This window comes from Mesorhizobium sp. M0664 (assembly GCF_040320565.1).
Lineage (GTDB): Bacteria > Pseudomonadota > Alphaproteobacteria > Rhizobiales > Rhizobiaceae > Mesorhizobium.
The window spans coordinates 386,151-406,064 of sequence record NZ_JAMYPW010000001.1; the positions used below are offsets into that span (position 1 = coordinate 386,151).

The 19,914-nt window shown below is 60.6% G+C and carries 19 protein-coding genes and 1 pseudogene; 10 read left to right on the top strand and 10 right to left on the bottom strand.

Annotated elements, in window-relative coordinates:
• Positions 1-26 precede the first annotated feature (26 nt).
• The 7 genes from recF to NKI39_RS01760 all read right to left on the bottom strand — a co-directional run bounded on the left by recF (position 27) and on the right by NKI39_RS01760 (position 8,258).
• A complete protein-coding gene (gene recF / locus NKI39_RS01730) occupies positions 27-1,175 on the bottom strand; it encodes a DNA replication/repair protein RecF (protein ID WP_352613891.1) in 1,149 nt (382 codons plus the stop codon).
• Between the two features lie 26 nt (positions 1,176-1,201).
• A complete protein-coding gene (dnaN, locus tag NKI39_RS01735) occupies positions 1,202-2,320 on the bottom strand; it encodes a DNA polymerase III subunit beta (RefSeq protein WP_352613892.1) in 1,119 nt (372 codons plus the stop codon).
• Positions 2,321-2,519: 199 nt separating this feature from the next.
• Positions 2,520-4,067 carry a chromosomal replication initiator protein DnaA gene (gene dnaA / locus NKI39_RS01740; RefSeq protein WP_031211816.1) on the bottom strand — a complete coding sequence of 516 codons (1,548 nt, stop codon included), beginning with the start codon at positions 4,065-4,067 and terminating at the stop codon, positions 2,520-2,522.
• A gap of 841 nt (positions 4,068-4,908) precedes the next feature.
• Positions 4,909-5,175 carry a 30S ribosomal protein S20 gene (rpsT, locus tag NKI39_RS01745; RefSeq protein ID WP_023676922.1) on the bottom strand — a complete coding sequence of 89 codons (267 nt, stop codon included), beginning with the start codon at positions 5,173-5,175 and terminating at the stop codon, positions 4,909-4,911.
• Positions 5,176-5,335: 160 nt separating this feature from the next.
• Positions 5,336-6,109: an enoyl-CoA hydratase gene (locus tag NKI39_RS01750; protein WP_352613893.1), complete on the bottom strand. Its 774-nt coding sequence runs from the start codon at positions 6,107-6,109 to the stop codon at positions 5,336-5,338.
• Positions 6,110-6,133: 24 nt separating this feature from the next.
• Entirely contained in the window at positions 6,134-7,024 is an 891-nt protein-coding gene (gene mutM / locus NKI39_RS01755) for a bifunctional DNA-formamidopyrimidine glycosylase/DNA-(apurinic or apyrimidinic site) lyase (protein WP_352613894.1), read from the bottom strand.
• Entirely contained in the window at positions 7,017-8,258 is a 1,242-nt protein-coding gene (locus tag NKI39_RS01760) for a phosphopentomutase (protein ID WP_352613895.1), read from the bottom strand. The genes mutM and NKI39_RS01760 overlap by 8 nt, the downstream gene beginning before the upstream one ends.
• A gap of 160 nt (positions 8,259-8,418) precedes the next feature.
• On the opposite strand from NKI39_RS01760, the pseudogene NKI39_RS34265 reads away from it, so the two are divergent.
• Positions 8,419-8,547: pseudogene (locus tag NKI39_RS34265) on the top strand (phosphate/phosphite/phosphonate ABC transporter substrate-binding protein); the annotation flags it as partial.
• Between the two features lie 101 nt (positions 8,548-8,648).
• On the opposite strand, the gene NKI39_RS01765 reads toward NKI39_RS34265, so the two are convergent.
• The 3 genes from NKI39_RS01765 to NKI39_RS01775 all read right to left on the bottom strand — a co-directional run bounded on the left by NKI39_RS01765 (position 8,649) and on the right by NKI39_RS01775 (position 10,434).
• Positions 8,649-9,269: a TadE/TadG family type IV pilus assembly protein gene (locus NKI39_RS01765; RefSeq protein ID WP_352470083.1), complete on the bottom strand. Its 621-nt coding sequence runs from the start codon at positions 9,267-9,269 to the stop codon at positions 8,649-8,651.
• 30 nt (positions 9,270-9,299) lie between these two features.
• Positions 9,300-9,860, bottom strand: coding sequence for a TadE/TadG family type IV pilus assembly protein (locus tag NKI39_RS01770; protein ID WP_352613896.1), 561 nt, complete (start codon positions 9,858-9,860; stop codon positions 9,300-9,302).
• A gap of 151 nt (positions 9,861-10,011) precedes the next feature.
• Entirely contained in the window at positions 10,012-10,434 is a 423-nt protein-coding gene (locus tag NKI39_RS01775) for a pilus assembly protein N-terminal domain-containing protein (RefSeq protein ID WP_352613897.1), read from the bottom strand.
• A gap of 342 nt (positions 10,435-10,776) precedes the next feature.
• Here NKI39_RS01775 and NKI39_RS01780 point away from each other — a divergent pair, with 342 nt between their 5' ends.
• The 9 genes from NKI39_RS01780 to NKI39_RS01820 all read left to right on the top strand — a co-directional run bounded on the left by NKI39_RS01780 (position 10,777) and on the right by NKI39_RS01820 (position 19,837).
• On the top strand, positions 10,777-10,947 hold the full coding sequence (locus NKI39_RS01780; protein WP_023676929.1) for a Flp family type IVb pilin: 171 nt from the start codon (positions 10,777-10,779) through the stop codon (positions 10,945-10,947).
• Between the two features lie 149 nt (positions 10,948-11,096).
• Positions 11,097-11,615, top strand: coding sequence for an A24 family peptidase (locus NKI39_RS01785; RefSeq protein WP_352613898.1), 519 nt, complete (start codon positions 11,097-11,099; stop codon positions 11,613-11,615).
• 189 nt (positions 11,616-11,804) lie between these two features.
• Positions 11,805-12,620, top strand: coding sequence for a Flp pilus assembly protein CpaB (gene cpaB / locus NKI39_RS01790; RefSeq protein ID WP_023676931.1), 816 nt, complete (start codon positions 11,805-11,807; stop codon positions 12,618-12,620).
• A complete protein-coding gene (locus NKI39_RS01795; RefSeq protein ID WP_352613899.1) occupies positions 12,617-14,143 on the top strand; it encodes a type II and III secretion system protein family protein in 1,527 nt (508 codons plus the stop codon). The genes cpaB and NKI39_RS01795 overlap by 4 nt, the downstream gene beginning before the upstream one ends.
• A 14-nt stretch (positions 14,144-14,157) precedes the next feature.
• Positions 14,158-14,892: a CpaD family pilus assembly protein gene (locus NKI39_RS01800; protein WP_352448620.1), complete on the top strand. Its 735-nt coding sequence runs from the start codon at positions 14,158-14,160 to the stop codon at positions 14,890-14,892.
• Positions 14,893-14,947: 55 nt separating this feature from the next.
• A complete protein-coding gene (locus NKI39_RS01805; RefSeq protein ID WP_352621909.1) occupies positions 14,948-16,231 on the top strand; it encodes a CpaE/TadZ family protein in 1,284 nt (427 codons plus the stop codon).
• Positions 16,232-16,260: 29 nt separating this feature from the next.
• A complete protein-coding gene (locus NKI39_RS01810; RefSeq protein ID WP_352613901.1) occupies positions 16,261-17,769 on the top strand; it encodes a TadA family conjugal transfer-associated ATPase in 1,509 nt (502 codons plus the stop codon).
• Between the two features lie 29 nt (positions 17,770-17,798).
• Positions 17,799-18,812, top strand: a complete 1,014-nt coding sequence (locus tag NKI39_RS01815) for a type II secretion system F family protein (RefSeq protein WP_023676935.1) — start codon at positions 17,799-17,801, stop codon at positions 18,810-18,812.
• 8 nt (positions 18,813-18,820) lie between these two features.
• Positions 18,821-19,837, top strand: coding sequence for a type II secretion system F family protein (locus NKI39_RS01820; protein WP_023676936.1), 1,017 nt, complete (start codon positions 18,821-18,823; stop codon positions 19,835-19,837).
• The last annotated feature ends 77 nt before the right edge of the window (positions 19,838-19,914 follow it).

Sequence of the window (19,914 nt, forward strand, 5' to 3'; positions counted from 1 at the left end):
GCTCAGAAGTGCGCCATGAACCAAGTTCAAATGGTCGGCCTGACCGTGCCGTGATCGACGGTCAGGAATTGCGCGCGTCCCTTGAGGCTGTCAAACAACGCGGCATCGGTCCCGGTCATGAAGGCCTGGCAGTTTAGTTCCTCCAGGATCGAGAACAAGGCCGCCCGTCGACCGCCGTCGAGATGGGCGGCGATCTCGTCGAGCAGCAGGATCGGTGTCATGCCCGACATCTCACCGGTTAGCCGCGCATGCGACAAGACAATGCCGACCAGCAGCGCCTTCTGCTCGCCGGTCGAACAGAGCTCGGCCGGCATCGCCTTGGGCCGGTGGCGCACCACGAGGTCGGAACGGTGCGGGCCGTCGAGCGTGCGTCCGGCGGTGCGGTCGCGGTCGCGCCCCTGGACAAGCGCACGACGGAACCGTTCCTCTACGTCGACGGCCGGCAAAATACCGAGTTCGCCTTCCAGTTCGCCAGAGATGCCGATGTCGGCTTGCGGAAACGGTCCGTCGCCGGGCAGCCGGTCGATCATGGCGGCGAGCAGGCGCACCAGTTCGGCACGCGCCGCGGCAATCGCCACGCCGGTCTCGGCCATTTGCATCTCGATCGCATCGAACCAGGCACCGTCGCGTGAACCGTCGGCGAGCAGTCTGTTGCGGCCGCGCATTGCCTTTTCGTAGTCAAGCGCGCGCTGGCCGTGGCCAGGATCGATCGCCAGCACCAGCCGGTCTAGGAAGCGCCGGCGGTCGGCAGCCGGCCCGGGGAACAGGCCGTCCATGGCCGGTGTCAGCCAGACCACGCGCAGCCATTCCAGCATGTCTTCGGCTGAGCGTGCCGTCGCGCCGTTGATCCGCACCCGCCGGCCGGCTTCGCCGTCGCTGCCCGATATTCCGGTACCGATCTCGACCTGGCCTTCCGGCCCGTCAAGCCGGGCATGCAGCGCAAAGCCACCGTCGCCGCCTTCGCGCGCCACCTCGGAATAGGGTGCGCGGCGCAGGCCGCGGCCCGGCGTGAGCAGCGAGATCGCTTCAAGCAGATTGGTCTTGCCGGCGCCATTGTCGCCGGAGAAAACGACAGCGCCGGGATCAAGGTCGATTGCCAACGCCGCATAGTTGCGGAAATTCGTAAGTATGAGCTTACTTATGTACGTCTGCTGCGGTTTTGCAGATCTGGTCACGACAGCAAGATGGCCCCGTTCGGGCCCTACACCCGCATCGGCATCAGCACGTAGAGCGCGGTCTCGTCGGCCATATCGTGGATCAGTGTCGGGGAACCGGCATCCGCCAGCATGAACTTCGCCTCCGTGCCGGTCAGTTGCGCGGCAACGTCGAGCAGGTATTTGGCGTTGAAGCCGATTTCAATCGGATCGGACGAATAGTCGGCCGCCAGTTCCTCGGTGGCACTGCCCGAATCCGGGTTGTTGACCGCAAGCGTGACCTGCCCTTCGGCGATCGAAAGCTTCACCGCCCGGCCGCGTTCGGACGAAATGGTCGAAACGCGATCGACGGCAGCGGCGAAACTCTGGCGATCGATAATCAGCTTCTTGTCGTTGCCGGTCGGAATGACGCGCTGGTAGTCCGGGAAAGTGCCGTCGATCAGCTTGGAGGTCAAGATAACGCTGCCGATGGTGAAACGGATCTTGGTGTCGGACAACTCGGTGGTGACTGCAACATCGGGATCGTCGACCAGCTTTTGCAGCTCGCTGACCGTCTTTCGCGGGATTATGACGCCAGGCATGCCCTCAGAGCCTGCCGGCGCATCGATCTCGGCGCGCGCCAGCCGGTGGCCGTCGGTCGCGACAGAGCGCAGCTTCAGCTTGCCGCCGGCCTCGTGCGTGTGCAGATAAATGCCGTTCAGATAATAGCGCGTCTCCTCGGTGGAAATGGCGAACTGGGTCTTTTCGATGAGGCCCTTTAGTCCGAAGGAATCGAGCCGGAAAATATGCGAGAACGACCCGGCTGAAAGCTCGGGAAAGTCGGACTGCGGCAGGCATTGCAGGCGGAAGCTCGAGCGCCCCGACGTCACCGTCATGGCGTTGCCGTCTTCGTCGGTCTTCAGCGCCACCTCCGCGCCGTCGGCAAGCTTGCGCACGATGTCGTAGAGCAGATGTGCCGGGACCGTCGTCGCCCCGCCACGTTCGACCTTTGCCGGCGTTGCTTCGGTCACCTCCAGGTCGAGGTCGGTCGCCTTCATTTCAAGGCTGGCCCCCTCGGCGCTGAGCAGCACGTTCGACAGGATCGGAATGGTATTGCGCCGCTCGACCACGCGGTGAACATGGTTGAGCGACTTCAGGAGATTTGACCGTTCCAGGATAACACGCATGACAAAACAGGCTCGCTTGAATGAATGAACGGGTCTCCGGCAAGCGGCGCCCCGCGAAAGGTCTGAACAGGCTCAGAATCTGCGTAAACTGACAGGAAAAACCCGGCAAACGCAAGCCCGCGCCACCGGTTCGGACCGGCTGCACGGGCTTTCTGGGGATAAAAAGGCCGGAGTCCGCGAGCCGGCGTTTTTCGGGCCGTCAGGCCTGGTCGTTGATCAGCCTTCTCAGCAATTCGAGTTCCTGCGCCAGTGTGTTGTCGGCACCGGAAAGATCCTCGATCTTGCGCACCGCATGCAGCACGGTCGTATGGTCACGACCGCCGAACCGCCGCCCGATCTCCGGCAGCGAGCGCGGCGTCATCACCTTCGACAGATACATGGCGACCTGCCGTGGCTTGACGATGGTGCGTGTGCGCCGGTTGGACAGAAGTTCGGTCTTCGACACGTTGTAGTGGCGCGCGACGATGCGCTGGATGTCCTCGATACGCACCCGCTTGGGTTCGCCCGAACGATAGATGTGGCCAAGGATCTCGTCGATGCGGTCGATGGTGATCTGCGGTTCGAAGGATTGACGAAACAAAAGCTGGTTGAAGGCACCTTCGAGCTCGCGTCCGCTGCCGGTCACCGTGCGGGCGACGTGGTTGAGGATCTCTTCGGAAATATCGAGCGACGCATCGTCGAGCTTGGCGGTGGCAAGCCTGAGCTTGAGCATACCGATACGCATGGCGAAATCCGGGGCTGACATTTCCAGCGCGACGCCGCCGTTGAGGCGCGAGCGGACGCGTGGCTCCAGCGACTCCAATTCCGACGGCGGCCGGTCGGCAGCGACCACCACTTGCTTGGCGCTGTCGAGCAGCATGTTGATTAAATGGCAGAATTCGTGCTGGATCGACTTGCCCTGCAGGAACTGCATGTCGTCGATGATGAGGAGGTCGATGTCGCGCAGCTGTTCTTTCAGCGTCAGTGCGTTGTTGTCGCGGATCGCGGTGGCGAACCGCCACATGAAATACTCAGCCGTCAGATAGACGACCCGCGATTTCGGATTCTGCTTCAGCGATTCTGCGGCGATCGCCTGCAACAGGTGCGTTTTGCCCAGCCCGACCGTCGCGTGAAGAAAGAGCGGATTGAAACGCACCGCGCTCGACTGCGATTCCGCGACCGCCTTGGCGGCGGCAAAAGCCACTCGGTTCGATGGTCCTTCGATGAAGGAGGTGAAAGTATAGCGTGGATCGAGTGGCGAACCGAGAACATTGTGCCGGAACTCGGTTTCTGCCGGCATCCCCGGGCGGGGTACCGGGACCCGTTCGACCCTGCTGGGGCTCGCCGTGCCCGCAGAGAGCGCGGTTTGCGTCTGCCTGGTCATCTTGCGCGCCGGGGCCACTTCTGGCTCGACGCTGTTGCGGCCCTGCCGTGTGGCGGTGCGAACCACGATCTCGATCTTGAGGATTTCCGGATCCTCGTGCTTCCACAACTCGGTGATGAGATCGAGATAGTGGCCGTTGATCCATGAACGCAGGAATGCGGTTGGCACTGAGATGCGGACAATGCCCTTAGAGGATTCAGCGACCTTCATGCGCCCGAACCAGCTCGAATAGACCTCGGTTCCCAGACGCGCCTTCAACTGGGCCTTGACCCGATCGAACTTCTGTTCAGCTTCATTGGAAGCCGCCATGTCGTTCCTTCCGATTAACGTTCCAGGAAATGGGAGGTCGCCTGTAAGCTCCCTTTCGATGCCGCCGCTCTGCATGATCGAGTTCCTTGTCTCTTGTACCTGTTTTCCGCCGGGGATGCGCCTCCTGCATCCATGTTTCCGGCGACCGTGTCTTCGCTGCGACACCATCGCCGCCGCCGGGCTGATGAATCGCCTCGTTGTCGGTCCGGCGCCGAAGAGCCGATCCGCTTTGGTCATGTCAGGGCAACAAAATGCCGTCCGGCGAAAAACCGCCGGCGCACCGTCGACCTGCCATGTACAATTACGCCAGTCCCCTACCGTATCGAAAAGACAAACCAACCCCGTCCGCGGAGTTGAATCCGCGCTGTAAACTCTGCCAATTTGAGCTGGCCGGTTTCAGGCTGGTCAAGGGCCAAGGGCCCGTCCCTTCGATGGACAGACATTACCGAAATCGCTGTGGATAGGGCAAGGCCACCCCTAACGGATTTTTAAGGAATCTGACTAGCAAGGGACGTTTCGAACGCCATGCCGCAACAGTTGATTTTGACAAAGCCATTGTGATTCAAACCCTTTTCCGGCGAATGTGAAAAAGGCCACACAACGCGAAATTTTCTGAAATAATTCACTTGACAGCCAATTGCCGCCTATCGGCCACAGCCGATGTGAACAAGCTGTGGATCACCATCGGTAAGCCTCTGAAAAAAAACAGTAATCTGTGACGCTCGGAAATTTTCGCATTGGCGGTTTCGAAGGCTGCGAATATCAGCGGGTATGTATACGCCGGCAAAGCATTTCGAACTTTGAAATGCATGCGGAGCGCCATTTTGCGGGCTTTCTTTTAAGTACTTGCCGGCAAACGAAAAAAACCCGGCGCGATTGGCCGGGTTTGAAGAAGCGCAGTTCAGGAAAAGATATATTAGGCCGACAGCACCTTGACCCGTTGGGCCAGCCGCGACACCTTGCGCGATGCCGTGTTCTTGTGCACCACGCCCTTGGTCGCGGCGCGCATCAATTCCGGCTCGGCCACCTTGAAGGCAGCCTGTGCGGCCGCCTTGTCGCCGGCCGCGAGCGCCTCTTCGACCTGGCGGATGTAGGTCCGGACGCGGGAGCGGCGGTTCTTGTTGATCGCTGCGCGACGGGCGATCTTGCGCGTTGCCTTTTTGGCCGAGGAGGTATTGGCCATGGTGCCTCTCTTCTGATCTGGTGGGCGCTTGCGGGATACCGCAGGGCGCAAAAAACAAACGGGCAGCCACAGGGCCGCCTCGGTTGGTGCGGCTTATAGTTCAGCTTTTCCGGCGCGTCAACGCTGCAGCGCTTTCTTTTTGACCGGCGCCTTCGTCATCTCATCGGTTCGTGAAATTCGGCTTCCGCTTGCCGCTGAAGGCCGCCATGCCTTCCTTCTGGTCATCCAGCGCAAACAGCGAATGAAATAGCCGGCGCTCGAACCGCAGACCCTCGGTGAGCGTCGTCTCATAGGCGCGGTTGACGGCCTCCTTTGCCATCATCACCGACGGCAAGGAAAAACCAGCGATCTTGGACGCTGCCTTAAGCGCTTCCTCGATCAACTCGCCGGCTGGCACCACGCGCGAGACAAGGCCGGAACGCTCGGCCTCGGATGCGTCCATCATTCGACCCGTCAGGCACATATCCATCGCCTTCGACTTGCCGACAAAGCGGGTCAGGCGCTGCGATCCGCCCATGCCGGGCATGACGCCCAGCGTGATCTCGGGTTGGCCAAACTTGGCGGTGTCGGCGGCGATGATGAAGTCGCACATCATCGCCAGTTCGCAGCCGCCCCCCAGCGCATAGCCCGCCACTGCCGCGATGATCGGCTTTCGTGCCCGCGTAAATTCCTCCCAGCCGACGAAGAAATCCTGCAGATAGGCATCCACATAGGAGATGGACTGCATTTCCTTGATATCGGCACCTGCCGCGAAAGCCTTTTCCGAACCAGTGATGACCATGGCGCCGATGTCGGCATTGGCGCCCATGCTATTCACCGACGCGACCAGTTCCGCCAGCACTTGTGAATTCAGCGCGTTGAGCGCCTGCGGCCGGTTCAGCGTAATCAGCCCGACCTTGCCGCGGGTTTCGACGATGATGGTTTCATAGCCCATGCTTTGCTCCTCCTCGGTTCTGGTTCAAGCCTGACAGGCCCGGCAGTGGAAGGTCGAACGACCGCTTTGCACGATACGCTCGATGTGGCCGCCACAACCAGGCTTGGAGCAGCCTTCCCCCTCGCGATCGTAAACCGCGAAGGAATGCTGGAAGTAGCCCAGTGATCCATCGGTCTGCATATGATCGCGCAACGACGAGCCGCCGGCGGCGATCGCATCGGCGACGACCGAGCGGATTGCTTCGGCCAGGCGTTCGCTTTGCTCTTTGGCTTTCTTGCCGGCTCTCGCGAGGGTGCCCGCTTCGCGCAGCGGCGACAGGCCGGCCCGCCAAAGCGCTTCCGAGACGTAGATATTGCCTAGCCCGGCAATCAGCCTCTGGTCCAGAAGTGCCGCTTTCAGCGGTGACTTGCGACCTTTCAGCAACGAAGCGAGCAGCGCGCCGTCCAGTGCGTTGCCTGTAGGCTCGACGCCTAATCCCGCCAGCATCGGATGCATGTCGGGCTCCCCTTCCGAAAACAGCATGAACCCGAAGCGGCGCGGGTCGTTGAAGATCACGCGAGAGCGGACGCCGGAAGGGGATGCGATGTCGAAGACGACGTGATCGTGAGCAGTGTTTTTCGAGCGTTCGTGGTGGAACGCGCCGGGCGTTGCGCTCTCGTCGGCCGTTTCGATGCGAAACGAACCCGACATGCCGAGATGGCAGATCAGAACCGGGCCGTTGTCCATGTGCATTGTCAGATATTTGGCACGGCGGCCGAGCGCCGCAATCGTCTTGCCGGTCAGCCGCTCCGAAAATCTCTCGGGGAACGGAAACCGCAAATCCGGCCGGCGTGCCTCGACACCGACAATGCGGGCACCTTCAAGGGCCGGCTGCAGACCGCGCCTGACTGTCTCTACCTCCGGCAGCTCAGGCATGGCCACCTATCGTGGCATGGAAGGAGGTGCCGTGACGGCCGCGCGCCAGCCCGAGATGTTCGGCCACGGTTTCGCCGATGTCGGCAAATGTTGTCCTCAGTCCGATGTCTGCGCCTTTGAAACCCGGCCGTGTCCCGATAATCGGAATACGCTCGCGCGTGTGGTCGGTGCCGCGCCACGTCGGATCATTGCCGTGATCGGCGGTCAAGATGAGCAGATCGCCTGGCCTCAGCCGTGCGAATGCCTCGGGCAGGCGCCGGTCGAAAGCTTCGAGTGCGGCGGCATATCCCGCAACGTCGCGCCGATGCCCGAACTCGGTGTCGAAGTCGACAAAGTTTGCGAAGACGAGGTCGCCGTCGCGGGCGTCTTCCATGGCACCAAGCGTTTTGTCGAACATCGCCATGTTGCCGGCAGCCTTGCGGACTTCCGAGATCCCCCGATGGGCGAAAATGTCGCCGATCTTGCCGATCGCGATAACCCGGCTGCCGCGCGCCGTCAGCCGGTCGAGCAGCGTCGGTTCCGGTGGCGGTACGGCATAGTCGCGACGATTATGCGTTCGCTCGAACGTGGCGGCGGTTTCACCGATAAACGGCCGCGCGATGACGCGGCCGATATTCAGCGGATCGACGAGCCTGCGCACCAGTTTGCAGAACTCGTAAAGCCGTTCCAGGCCGAAATGAACCTCATGCGCGGCGATCTGCAGGACGGAGTCGATCGAAGTGTAGCAGATCGGCTTGCCGGTGCGGATATGGTCTTCGCCGAACCGTTCGATAATCTCGGTGCCCGGAGCATGGCAATTGCCGAGGATGCCAGGCACCTTCCCTTCACGCACCATTGCTTCGGTCAACTCGGCCGGAAAGGCAGGAATCTTGTCTGGGAAGTAACCCCAGTCGAAACGGACCGGCAGGCCGGCTATTTCCCAATGGCCCGATGGCGTATCCTTGCCGCTCGAAACCTCTTGGGCCGCGCCGTGAAAGGCGGCGGCAAGCGGTGCACTGCCGGCATTCTCAAACCTGAAACCCGTTGCCGTTGCCGCGGCTTGGCCGAGACCGAGCGCGAGCATGTTTGGTACAAGAAGGGGTCCGGCACGCAGGCCTTCGCGGTCGGCGCGGCCTTCTGCGCAGGCCCGCGCGATGTGTGCGAACGTATTGGAGCCGGTGTCGCCATAACGTTCGGCATCGGCCGCGCCGCCGATGCCGAAGGAGTCGAGGACAAAAAGGAAGGCGCGTGCCATCGAAAGGTTCATCATTGCCTGTGTGTTGGCTCAGACATAGGGTTCCGCGCCGCCATTGGCAATTCGGAAACCCAAACAGCACGGCTTGGCGTGCTGGTCCCGGAGAGACGAATCGCGGCATGGTCGATCTGCGGATGGAAATGCGCGGCGCGGAGCTCGCATGAGGCTTGCCCTGACAGCATTCGCCACCGTACTGGCTTTGCTGCTGGATGCGTCTTGCACAAACCTGGCGCGAGCCGATTGGCGCGATGTTATCAGAACGTTCCGTATCGGTATCGTCGCCGAACCGTTGCCGGTCGAGGGACTATGTGCTGGCTGCAGCCATCGTGCGTCTAGTCTCGGCCCGCGGTCGCAAGCAATAGCAACAGACCGGTTAGCGGGCTTCAGGCGTCAGCAATCGCTGCACGGAATGGTCGGGCTCCTGCGCGGCCGCAGATAATAAGTTTCCGCCATCGATATCGAATTGAAGACCGAGCTCAACCCGAACCGGCTTTGGCCGTCCGCCGACCAGGTAATGATTGGCTTGTAGGCGAGATCGCTTTCGACCCGGATGAGGAACGTGCCTTTGATCTTGAGCGCGCTAGGGACCGTTGTGGTGGAATCCTTGACCGCGTCGACGCTAGAGACGCCATCGACCAGTTTGCGCGACCACACGACCAGGACTTTCGGCGTCGTCTCGTTCGTCACCTGTATCGCCGTGATAATGATCTTCGGTTTCGAGCGGTTGTAGGGCTGGAGCGTGGAACTGCCGATCGCCATGATGGCATCGACATCGGCCGCCTTGACGGTCTGCTGCTGCGTGACGAGGTCCGCTACCATGCTGCCGATGCGGCTGACCTTCTTGCTGGTCTCGATGGCTTGCGAGGCCTCCATTGTCATAAAGTACATGATCAACAGGATAGGCACGATGAGGGCAAACTCGACAGCCGCAATACCGCGGCGGTCCGAGCAAAGTCGGACTGCTCTTGTACAAATCCCTGCGATGCCCAGCTGTGCCCCCGCACGAATCATGGCTTTGCCCTTTTCAAGCGACTACGTGGTTCAGTTGTCGAACGGCTCGTTCTGCCAAGTGATCGAAGCAAAATGCAGCGTTTTGCCGTCCTTCAGGTTGGCCATCGATTTGGCCATGAAGTCGGTCATCACCGGCCATTTGTAAAAAACACGCAGCATGTTTCTCGACTCCGCCAGGCCAGGTGCGACGGTGAAGGTCTGTGTGCTCGTGCCTTTGGTCAGCACGACGTCGCCATCCTGGACCTTGAAACCGGCCAGCGCCGCATCGGCGAAGGTCGGATATTCGCGCAAGTCCACCAGCAATCCGGGACAGGTCTTGGCGACCATGATCTCCAATTTGGTGCAGATCATATCCCGCAGCTTGGTGCCGGACACATCGGTCGGTCTTAATTGGCCGGTACGCAGCTGGCGCGCGATGTCGTCGGTTGCGTTTGCCATCACTTCCTGTGCGGCAAAAGAAATGCAGCTCTCCAGGATGGCGAAGACAAGAAGCGCGAAAGGAATTGCAAGCATGGCGAATTCGATCGCCGTGCTTCCGCGGCGGTCGCCCAAAAACCGTCTTGGAGAACCTGCTCGTCCTGCCTTGCTCATGTCCGCTGCCCGCCGATGCCGCTTCTGTATCGGTCCACCCTTAGTCGGAACCGATTGAAGTCCGGTTGGAATGACCGTTAAATTCAACGGGAAGGCCTTAACCCGGCGATAACCGAAGCACGTTCCCGCCAAAGACGGAGACGTCGGCTAGCTAATGCACGGCGCTCATTTCGGCTTCAGAGGCCTTCTCGGCATCGCTCTTATACGAGCTTTCGCAATATGGCGCACAGGACATGGTCTGTACTTCGGAACGCCGATAGATGCGCACCGACGACGCTGCCTGGCGCACGACGGTTATTTGCTCATCGACGATCGGATTGCCCTGCTGGTCGAGGACGACGAGATTGGTGACGCCAAATCCCTTGCCGGTCAGTACGATCGTCGATGCGTCCTGCACGGAGGCGTCGGCGATCGCCGGATTGCCGACGACAATCGTATCGGCGGCGCGCGACAATTTGATGATCTTTGCCTGGTTCATCGTCACCTCGATGCCGGCGCCGGCCTTGGCTGGAAAGGCGAAAGCCGCTGCGGCAAAAAGCACGGCAACTGGAAATGATGATCTCGGCCCGGCCATTGAGGCGCCCCCTGGCAAACTGTTCAACGGAACATGAACGAGATTGGTGAACCAACCGTTAAGCGGCTGGAATTCAGAATCAAGCCGGAACCGGCATTGGGTCTAGCCGGCACGGCTGAAACGTCTTTGCCGAATTGCGCCTGTTGCGCCTTTTGTCGGCCGGGGCCCTGGCGGCGGGTATTTTAGTTCTGGGTTAACCACGCAATGTCGTCGAAGCGGGAAAGGAATCGGTAAGCCTGTTTATTAAGCCGATTGAAACAGCTTCTCCTTAGATTCGCAGTATCCGATCAGCCACCAAGAGAAGTTGACGGAAGTGCTGTAACAATTGGAGTAGGAGCTCGAATGTCTAACCTCATCGCACGTTTTGTGAAGGACGAATCCGGCGCGACCGCTATCGAATACGGTCTGATCGCCGCTCTTATCGCACTCGCCATCATGGTCGGCGCCGGCCAGCTCGGCAACTCGCTGAACGCCAAGTTCACCGCCATCTCCACTAAGGTGAACGGTAGCTGACCGTAACGGGTTCGCTTGTTCTGAAATAAGGGCCGCCGCACTGGCGGCCCTTATTTAGTCCTGGTATGAATTGAAATTTGCGCCTCATCAGTCGTTAGTCGAATAGGATTGGGTTGGGGGCCAGATGCAATTGGGTCATAGGCGCGCCGATGCTTGAAGCCGTGATCTTCGTCGTATTTCCGTTCTGCATGCTTTTTGCCGCGATCTCCGACATGCTTTCGATGACGATCGCCAATCGCGTGCCGGTGTTGCTTGTGGTCGTCTTCGCCTTGGTTGCGCCTTTGACCGGTATGGACTGGGCCACCTATGGCTGGCATTTCGCCGCCGCCGGCCTGGTTCTCGCGGTGACGTTCGGCCTGTTCGCGCTGGGCGGCATGGGCGGCGGCGACGCCAAGCTTCTGGCTGCCACTGGCATGTGGATGGGACTGAACATCCATCTCATCGAATACCTCGTCGCCTCGACATTCATCGGCGGCCTGCTGACGCTAGCCATCCTCGCCTATCGAAAATCGCCGCTTGCCGCCGTCACAAGCCATAATCCGTTCCTGCGCCATTTCGCCGATGAGGCGACCGGCGTTCCGTACGGCATCGCGCTTGGCATTGGCGGTCTGCTCACCTATTCCGACTCGCCATTGATGGCCTGGGCACTCACCAGGCTGGCGGGCTGAATTTCACTTTACGCGGTTGGCGCCGAGCAGGCGAGTTGGCCACGTTTTCCTTCGGGCCGGGCTTGTCGGTCCAATTTATATAAACGTTAAATTAATCACGATCGTAAGTATAACATTAACCTTGTTTTGACGATTGCCGCTGCAAAGTCCCGCTTGGCTACGTGGTTTGCCAAGGCGAGGTTCGGACAGATGCCAGCATCCCGATTGATTATTCTGAGCGTGGCGATAGCCGCGGCCGGTGGTGCAGGCTATGTCGCGAAGAACATGGTCGTGGCTCCGCCGCCTCCGGTTGTCGATTCCGGTCCTCAGGCGCCGGCGATCGCGCTGCAGGATGTGCTTGTTCTTTCCGGCGACGTTCCGATGGGCAGTCCGCTTGAAAACAACATTTCCTGGGAGTCATGGCCGTCCGCAGGCATCAACGCAAATTTCATCACCCGCGCCGCCGAGCCTGAAGCGCTGGACAAGCTGAAGGGCGCCGTCGCTCGCGTGGCGCTCTACGCCGGCGAGCCGCTGCGGCGCTCGAAGCTGATCGGTGAAGGGCAAAGCTTCATGTCGTCGATCCTGCCCTCCGGCATGCGGGCCGTTGCCACAAGCATCTCGGCCGACACCTCGGCCGGTGGCTTTATTCTTCCCAACGATTTCGTCGACGTCATCATGACCCGCCGAGCCGATCCCGCCAATGGCGGTGGTCCGGGCTTCACGACCGAAACTATCCTGAAGAACATTCGCGTCCTGGCGATCGACCAGACCATTCAGGAGGACGAGGAAGGTAAGAAGACCAGGGTTGGCCAGACCGCCACCCTGGAACTGACGCCGCAGCAGTCCGAGATCATCACCGTCGCACAGCAGATGGCGGATCGCCTGACATTGGCGCTGCGCTCGATCAAGGACAGCCAGGACAAGAATGTGGGCGAAGCCGATTACCTGGTTTCCGGCAATGGCCGGCGCGGAACAGTGCGGTTGATCAAGTCGGGCGAAGTTTCCGAAGTGGGGGCAAGGAAATGAGGCTAAAAACCAAACTGCCGCTCATCCTGGCTGCGGCGATCGGCCTGTTTCTCCTTGGAACGAATGCATATGGCATTGTCGATGCCAGTGCGGCGGGCAATGCCAGGGTGACGGCTTCGACCGCCACCCAGCGGGTTAAGCTCGGACTGAACAAGTCGGTGGTCATCGACCTCCCGAGCGATGCCTACGACATTCTCGTCGCCAACCCCGCTGTAGCCGACGCGGTGACCCGCACCGCCAGGCGCATCTATCTGTTTGGAAAGGCGGTCGGCGAGACAAATATCTTCGTCTTTGGCTCGAATGGCGAGCAGATCGTCAGCCTTGACCTAGCGGTCGAACGTGACGTCGCCGGGCTGGAGGATTATATCAAGCGCTTCATCCCGTCATCGGAGGTCAAGGTCGAGTTGCTGAACGACAACGTCGTTCTGACCGGAACCGTGGACACTCCTCTGGACGCCAAGCGCGCGGCCGATCTGGCAACTATTTTCGTGTCCGGCGGCGAGGCAACCACGGGTCAATACTCGCAGACCGCTGCCGGCGGTTCGGCTGAAGCCGGCGTCGCGATCGATAACCCGGATGCCGAGCGCCGCGTCAGCAAGATCGTCAACCTGCTGCAGATCATCGGCGACGACCAGGTGACGCTGAAGGTGACGGTCGCGGAAGTCAGCCGCTCGGTGATGAAGCAGCTCGGCGTCAACATGGTGGGCAACGGCAGCAGCAACGGCATCAGCTGGGGCGCGGTAAGCGACAATTTCACTGGTTTGGGCAAGTCGCTGTCGAACTCGGGCCTCTCTATCGGGAGCTCGACGCTGCAGGCCTACATCAATGCCATGGAACAGTCCGGTGTCATGAAAACCCTCGCCGAACCAACATTGACGGCCGTATCCGGCGAGAAGGCGACCTTCAAGGTTGGCGGCGAATACAACATGGTGACCAGCGTTTCCCAAGCCGTATCAAACGATAACCAGACCGGTCTGAAGACGTATTCGGTCGAGAAGATCGAATACGGCATTGGCCTGGAATTCCAGCCGGTGGTGCTGTCTCCCGGCCGTATCAGCCTGAAAGTCAGAACCTCGGTTTCCGAGCCGACAACGGAGGGATCTGTGTCTTTGTCCGAAGGCGTAACGAGCCCGGGCATGAATGCCCTGTCGCTCCGCAAGCGCTTGGCCGACACAACAGTGGAACTGCCTTCGGGCGGCTCGATGATGATTGCCGGCCTTGTCCGCGATGATCTCAGGCAAGCTGTCAACGGCTTGCCCGGTCTGACAAAGATTCCAGTGCTTGGCGCGCTGTTCCGCAGCAGGGATTTCGTTCGCAACGAGACCGAGCTCGTCATCATCATTACGCCCTATCTGGTGAAGCCGGTGGCGCGCAACGATCTTGCCAAGCCGGATGACAATTTCAACGCCGCCAGCGATGGCGCCGGCATTTTCCTTGGCCGCGTCAACCGTGTCTACGGCACCATGCAGACCAACAAGCCCAACGGCCGTTACCACGGCGTTGTCGGCTTTATCTACAAGTAAGCGGGGAAGCGGTCATGTCTAAGGCAACATCGAAGGCACGGGCGATCACCGCGACGCGGTCAGTCCATTCGCGAATCTGGCGGCCGGCCGTTCCCATTATGGCGATCGCGGTGGCGGCATTGCTGGCCGGCTGCGCCAATCGCGACAGCGTCACGGTGGGTGCCATACCGGACGATTATCGCACCACCCATCCGATCGTCATAGCTGAGAAGATACAGAAGATCGACCTTCCGGTCGGCGCCGGCGACCGTGGCATGACCAGATCCCAGCGTGACACGCTCCTGGGCTTCCTGGACGGATACGACAGGAGCGCGGCTCCGGTGCTGACGATCGAGATTCCGAGCGGCTCAGCCAACGAAATCGCAGCGGCCGCGGCCGGCCGCGATTTCGCCAGGCTGGCCATAGCCAGCGGCATCAGCCGGAAGCGGATCGACATGCGGTCCTATCAGTCTGTTTCGGCCGAAGCGTCCGCACCGGTTCGTGTTGCCTACGTCTCGGTGAAGGCTCAGACGGATAAATGCGGGCGCTGGCCCGAAGACCTGCTGCAGACTTCGGAAAACAAGCACTATGCCGATTTCGGCTGTTCGTATCAGAACAACCTGGCTGCCCAGATGGCCAATCCGTCCGATCTGATCGGGCCACGCAAGCCGACGCCGATCGACGCGGAAAATCGCGGCGCGGTGATCGACGTCTATCGTGACAGAGGTATTTCGGACGAATTCCTCGGCAATTCGGAAGTCGAATATTAACGAGTGTTGAGGCTCAACAAACCCTAAGCCGCGCAAGTCACGGAAAGTGATGACAATGAGCAATCTTGCCTATGACACAGAGGTACCGGGCGGCGAAACCTCGGAGCAGGATATTGCCGCGATGCAGGCGTTGCGGCCGATCCCGCGCATTTCGATCCAGGCATTTTGCGAGACCGAAGGCGTAGCCAATCCGGTCGAGCGCGCCGGCGAGGATCGCCGCATGGCCAAGGCCCATTTGAAGGTGCATATGGGGGGCATCCCCACCGCTATCGAATTCTATCAGTCGGCGCCGACGCCGAACCTGATCCTGCTTGAATCGCGCAGCGAGCCGAAGCTGTTGCTGGAACAACTCGCCCAGCTCTCCGAGCATTGCGACCCGACCTCCAAGGTGGTGGTTGTCGGCCACTACAACGATGTCGGCCTGTACCGCGAACTCATCCGTTCGGGCATTTCCGAGTATGTCATCGCGCCCGTATCGATGGCCGACATCGTCAGCGTGGTGTCTTCGATCTTCGTTGATCCGGAAGCTGAGCCGATCGGCCGCTCGATTGCCTTCATCGGCGCCAAAGGCGGCGTCGGCTCCTCGACCATAGCCCATAATGTGGCCTGGGCCATGTCGTCCCTTTTCAAATCCGAAGTGGTTGTCGCCGATCTCGACCTCGCCTTCGGAACGGCCAATATCAATTTCGACCAGGATCCGGCGCAAGGCATTGCCGAGGCAGTCTTCTCGCCGGAACGCGTCGACGAGGTCTATCTCGACCGGCTGCTCGCCCAATGCGCCGAGCACCTGTCGCTGCTTGCGGCCCCTTCGACCCTGGAGCGGGTCTACGATTTCGATCCAGACGCCTTCACCCAGCTTATCGACATAGCCCAGCGTAGCGCGCCGCTCCTCGTGCTCGATGTTCCCCACGTGTGGGCCGGCTGGACCAAGAACACGCTGGTCAAGGCCGACGAGATCGTCATCACGGCGACGCCCGAACTTGCCAATCTGCGCAACACGAAGAACCTGGTCGACATGCTGAAGCGGCTTCGTCCGAACGACCCCGCGCCAAAGCTTGTGATCAACCAGGCCGGTGTGCCGAAACGTCCTGAGATTACGCCGTCCGACTTCTCCGAATCGCTCGGCCTTTCGCCGATGTCGGTCATCCCGTTCGAGCCGCTTTTGTTCGGAAATGCTGCCAACAACGGACGTATGCTCGGTGAGATGGATGCCAAGAGTCCGGTTGTCGCCACGATCAACGAGATCGCCCATGTGCTGACAGGGCGCAGCGAAATCAAGGTGAAGAAAAAGGCTGGCCTCGGCAATCTGATCGGCAAGCTTTCGCGCAACAAGAAGTGATGCCTCAGCGGTGGAATTGGTAAGCGATCATGTTTGGTAAAAGAGGCAGCGACGACGGCAACCGGACCATTCCGGAATTCCGTCAGCCAGCACCCGCGCCTGCCGCGCCGGCGGCCGCGAACCCTGTGGAAGCGGCTGTAGCTGCCAGGCCGGCGGCGCTGCCGCCATCCGGCGCGCCTGCCGCGCCGGCGGTTCGCCGTGCGGTCGAGCCGCCGCCATTGGCGCCGGAGCCGAAAAGTATCCAGCGCCAAAAGAGCGAAACCTACTACGACACCAAAAGCCAGGTCTTCGCCGCACTCATCGATACGATAGATCTGTCGCAGCTCGCCAAACTCGATCCCGAAAGCGCGCGCGAGGAAATCCGCGATATTGTCAACGACATCATCGCGATCAAGAATTTCGCGATGTCCATCGCCGAGCAGGAAGAGCTTCTCGAGGATATCTGCAACGACGTTTTGGGCTACGGGCCGCTGGAGCCACTGCTTGCCCGCGACGATATTGCCGACATCATGGTCAATGGCTCCAAGAACGTCTACATCGAAGTCAACGGCAAGGTCGAGCAGACCGGCATCCGTTTCCGCGACAACCAGCAGCTCCTCAACATCTGCCAGCGTATCGTCAGCCAGGTTGGCCGCCGCGTCGATGAATCAAGCCCGATCTGCGATGCGCGTCTTCCTGATGGCTCCCGTGTCAACGTCATCGCACCGCCCCTGGCTATCGACGGCACCGCACTTACCATCCGCAAGTTCAAGAAGGACAAGCTGACGCTCGACCAGCTGGTCAAGTTCGGTTCGATTTCTCCGCAAGGGGCCGAGATTCTCAAGATCATCGGGCGTGTCCGCTGCAACATTGTCATCTCGGGCGGTACCGGCTCAGGCAAGACGACGCTGCTCAATTGCCTGACCAACTATATCGACCGCGAAGAACGCGTCATCACCTGCGAGGACTCAGCTGAGCTGCAATTGCAGCAGCCGCATGTGGTGCGTCTCGAAACCCGTCCGCCCAACCTCGAAGGCGAGGGCGAAGTGACCATGCGCGACCTGGTCAAGAACTGTCTGCGCATGCGCCCCGAACGTATTATCGTCGGCGAAGTGCGCGGACCCGAAGTGTTCGACCTGCTGCAGGCGATGAACACCGGCCATGACGGCTCGATGGGAACGATCCACTCGAACAGCCCGCGCGAATGCCTCAACCGCATAGAGTCGATGATCGCCATGGGCGGCTACACGCTGCCGCAAAAAACCGTGCGCGAGATCGTCGTCGGCTCCGTCGACGTGATCATACAGGCTGCACGCCTGCGCGACGGATCGCGGCGTATCACCCACATCACCGAGGTAATCGGCATGGAAGGCGACGTCATCATCACCCAGGACATCGTTCTCTATAACATCAAGGGCGAGGACGCGAACGGCAGGCTGCTGGGCGAGCACGTGTCGACTGGCATCGGCCGTCCGCATTTCTGGGAGCGCGCCCGCTACTACGGTGAGGAGCAGCGCCTCGCGGTCGCGCTCGAGGCGATGGAGAAACGCGCTGATTGATCCGTCTGGAAGCGTGGGGGCCAGGGTCGATGTTCGGAATTGACGGCACCGTATTGGCATTCGTCGTGCTCGCCGGCTTCAGCGCCGGCGCTGTGGCCTATGCTTTCCTGTTCAACCGGATCAGCACCGAGAAGCAGGTCGGCAAGCGGCTTGAATCGATCAAGACCGCCGAGACGGATCGTTCCGTCGTCAAGGCGTCGCGCGATCGCGTGGCGGAAGCGGCCAAGCGTCGCAAGTCCGTCCAGGATTCGCTGAAGGATCTCGATCAAAAGCAAAAGTCCAATCAGAGCCTGGTCAAGAAACCACCGCTGAAGATCCAAATCCGCCAGGCCGGCATGAAGATCTCGCTTGAGCGCTTCTATGTCTACTCGGCGGTCTGCGGCGTCGTATTGACGGCTCTTGTATATTTCATCGGCGCACCGTTGCTGGTCTTGCCGGCTGCGCTGCTGGTCGGCGTCTTGGGTCTGCCCCGCTGGTTCGTCTCGTTTCGCCGCGCGCACCGCGTCAAGGCGTTCCTCAACGAATTTCCGAACGCGCTCGACATCATCGTGCGTGCGGTAAAATCCGGCCTGCCGCTGAACGACGCCGTGCGTCTGATCGCCAACGAATCCCCCGAGCCGGTCAAGACCGAGTTCCGCCGCATAGTCGATTCGCAGCAAATGGGTTTGTCGATCCCTGACGCGGCCATGCGCATGCCAGAAACGATGCCGTGCACCGAGGCGAGCTTCTTCGGCATCGTCATCCAGATCCAGTCTCAGGCCGGCGGCAATCTTTCCGAAGCGCTGGGCAATCTTTCGCGCGTGCTTCGCGACCGCAAGAAAATGAAAGCCAAGGTCCAGGCATTGTCCATGGAAGCCAAGGCATCCGCCGTGATCATCGGCGCGTTGCCTTTCGTCGTCGCCTTTCTCGTCTATTTGACGAGCCCGAACTACATCATGCCCCTCTTCATCACCAGCACCGGCCATCTGATCCTCGGTTGTTCCGGCATCTGGATGTCGATGGGCGTCCTGGTAATGCGCAAGATGATGAATTTCGAAGTCTAGGACTCGTTATGACCGATCACGTCATCAGAACTCTCACCGACCCGTCCCTGCTGATCGCACTGCTGGTCGGCATCGCGGTGTTTGCGACCGTCTTCACGCTGCTGCCCGCTTTTGGCGGGAACCAGCTCAAGGCGCGCATGAAATCCGTAGCGCTGGAGCGCGATGAGCTGCGCGCCAAGCAGCGCGCGCGGCTGGCAGTCGAAGCCGACCGCCGCCGCAAGGGCCTGCGCGAAGAACAGTCGGTCGGCATGCGCAATATTGTCGATCGCCTGGATCTCAGGCGTGCGCTGGCGGATGAAGGTACCTTGCAGAAATTGAAAGTGGCGGGTTTTCGCGGGCAAAATCCGCTGACGCGCTTCCTTTTCTTCCGTCTCGTCCTGCCCTTCATCGGCTTTGCATTGGCGGCGATGTATCTGTTCGTGCTCGGCGGATTGCCCGAGCAGCCGCTTTTCGTGAAGCTGTTCGTGTGCATCGTGGTAGCCTATGCGGGATTCTACGCGCCGGTGCTCTACGTCAACAACCGCGCTACCAAGCGCAAGCAATCGATTCAGATGGCGTGGCCGGACGCGCTCGACCTGTTGCTGATATGCGTCGAGTCCGGCATGTCGGTGGAAGCGGCGCTTCGCAAGGTCGCCGATGAGATCGGCGCGCAATCGGTGGCATTGGCGGAAGAATTCATCCTGACAAACGCCGAGCTTTCCTATCTGCAGGAGCGCAAGCAGGCCTACGAGAACCTTGCAAGCCGAACTGGCCTGGAATCCGTCAGGTCGGTGTCCCAGGCGTTGGTTCAGGCCGAGCGCTACGGCACGCCCGTGGCGCATGCATTGCGGGTGCTTGCCAGTGAGAGCCGCGACATGCGCATGAATGCCGCCGAGAAGAAGGCGGCCGCGCTGCCGCCGAAGCTCACCGTGCCGATGATCCTGTTCTTCCTGCCGGTGCTGTTCGCCATCATTCTGGGTCCCGCCGGCATCCAGGTGAGCCAGCGCGGCATCTTTGGCGACCAGCCGAAATCAAGCAGCGAGTAGCGCCAGCGGCGTTGCCAGAAACGCTGATACGATTCAGAGCCACGCTGCCGGTGCAGCGCGGCTCTTTGCGTTAGACA

What these genes read in the sequence shown, in the direction of transcription:
- cpaB (WP_023676931.1), top strand. Translation starts at nt 11,805, where the DNA reads ATGCCAGCATCCCGATTGATTATTCTGAGCGTGGCGATAGCCGCGGCC.
- NKI39_RS01810 (WP_352613901.1), top strand. Translation starts at nt 16,261, where the DNA reads ATGTTTGGTAAAAGAGGCAGCGACGACGGCAACCGGACCATTCCGGAA.
- dnaN (WP_352613892.1), bottom strand. Translation starts at nt 2,320, where the DNA reads ATGCGTGTTATCCTGGAACGGTCAAATCTCCTGAAGTCGCTCAACCAT.
- NKI39_RS01815 (WP_023676935.1), top strand. Translation starts at nt 17,799, where the DNA reads ATGTTCGGAATTGACGGCACCGTATTGGCATTCGTCGTGCTCGCCGGC.
- NKI39_RS01780 (WP_023676929.1), top strand. Translation starts at nt 10,777, where the DNA reads ATGTCTAACCTCATCGCACGTTTTGTGAAGGACGAATCCGGCGCGACC.
- NKI39_RS01765 (WP_352470083.1), bottom strand. Translation starts at nt 9,269, where the DNA reads ATGATTCGTGCGGGGGCACAGCTGGGCATCGCAGGGATTTGTACAAGA.
- dnaA (WP_031211816.1), bottom strand. Translation starts at nt 4,067, where the DNA reads ATGCAGAGCGGCGGCATCGAAAGGGAGCTTACAGGCGACCTCCCATTT.
- NKI39_RS01750 (WP_352613893.1), bottom strand. Translation starts at nt 6,109, where the DNA reads ATGGGCTATGAAACCATCATCGTCGAAACCCGCGGCAAGGTCGGGCTG.
- NKI39_RS01775 (WP_352613897.1), bottom strand. Translation starts at nt 10,434, where the DNA reads ATGGCCGGGCCGAGATCATCATTTCCAGTTGCCGTGCTTTTTGCCGCA.
- NKI39_RS01820 (WP_023676936.1), top strand. Translation starts at nt 18,821, where the DNA reads ATGACCGATCACGTCATCAGAACTCTCACCGACCCGTCCCTGCTGATC.
- NKI39_RS01760 (WP_352613895.1), bottom strand. Translation starts at nt 8,258, where the DNA reads ATGGCACGCGCCTTCCTTTTTGTCCTCGACTCCTTCGGCATCGGCGGC.
- rpsT (WP_023676922.1), bottom strand. Translation starts at nt 5,175, where the DNA reads ATGGCCAATACCTCCTCGGCCAAAAAGGCAACGCGCAAGATCGCCCGT.
- NKI39_RS01795 (WP_352613899.1), top strand. Translation starts at nt 12,617, where the DNA reads ATGAGGCTAAAAACCAAACTGCCGCTCATCCTGGCTGCGGCGATCGGC.
- NKI39_RS01770 (WP_352613896.1), bottom strand. Translation starts at nt 9,860, where the DNA reads ATGAGCAAGGCAGGACGAGCAGGTTCTCCAAGACGGTTTTTGGGCGAC.
- mutM (WP_352613894.1), bottom strand. Translation starts at nt 7,024, where the DNA reads ATGCCTGAGCTGCCGGAGGTAGAGACAGTCAGGCGCGGTCTGCAGCCG.
- NKI39_RS01785 (WP_352613898.1), top strand. Translation starts at nt 11,097, where the DNA reads ATGCTTGAAGCCGTGATCTTCGTCGTATTTCCGTTCTGCATGCTTTTT.
- NKI39_RS01805 (WP_352621909.1), top strand. Translation starts at nt 14,948, where the DNA reads ATGAGCAATCTTGCCTATGACACAGAGGTACCGGGCGGCGAAACCTCG.
- NKI39_RS01800 (WP_352448620.1), top strand. Translation starts at nt 14,158, where the DNA reads ATGTCTAAGGCAACATCGAAGGCACGGGCGATCACCGCGACGCGGTCA.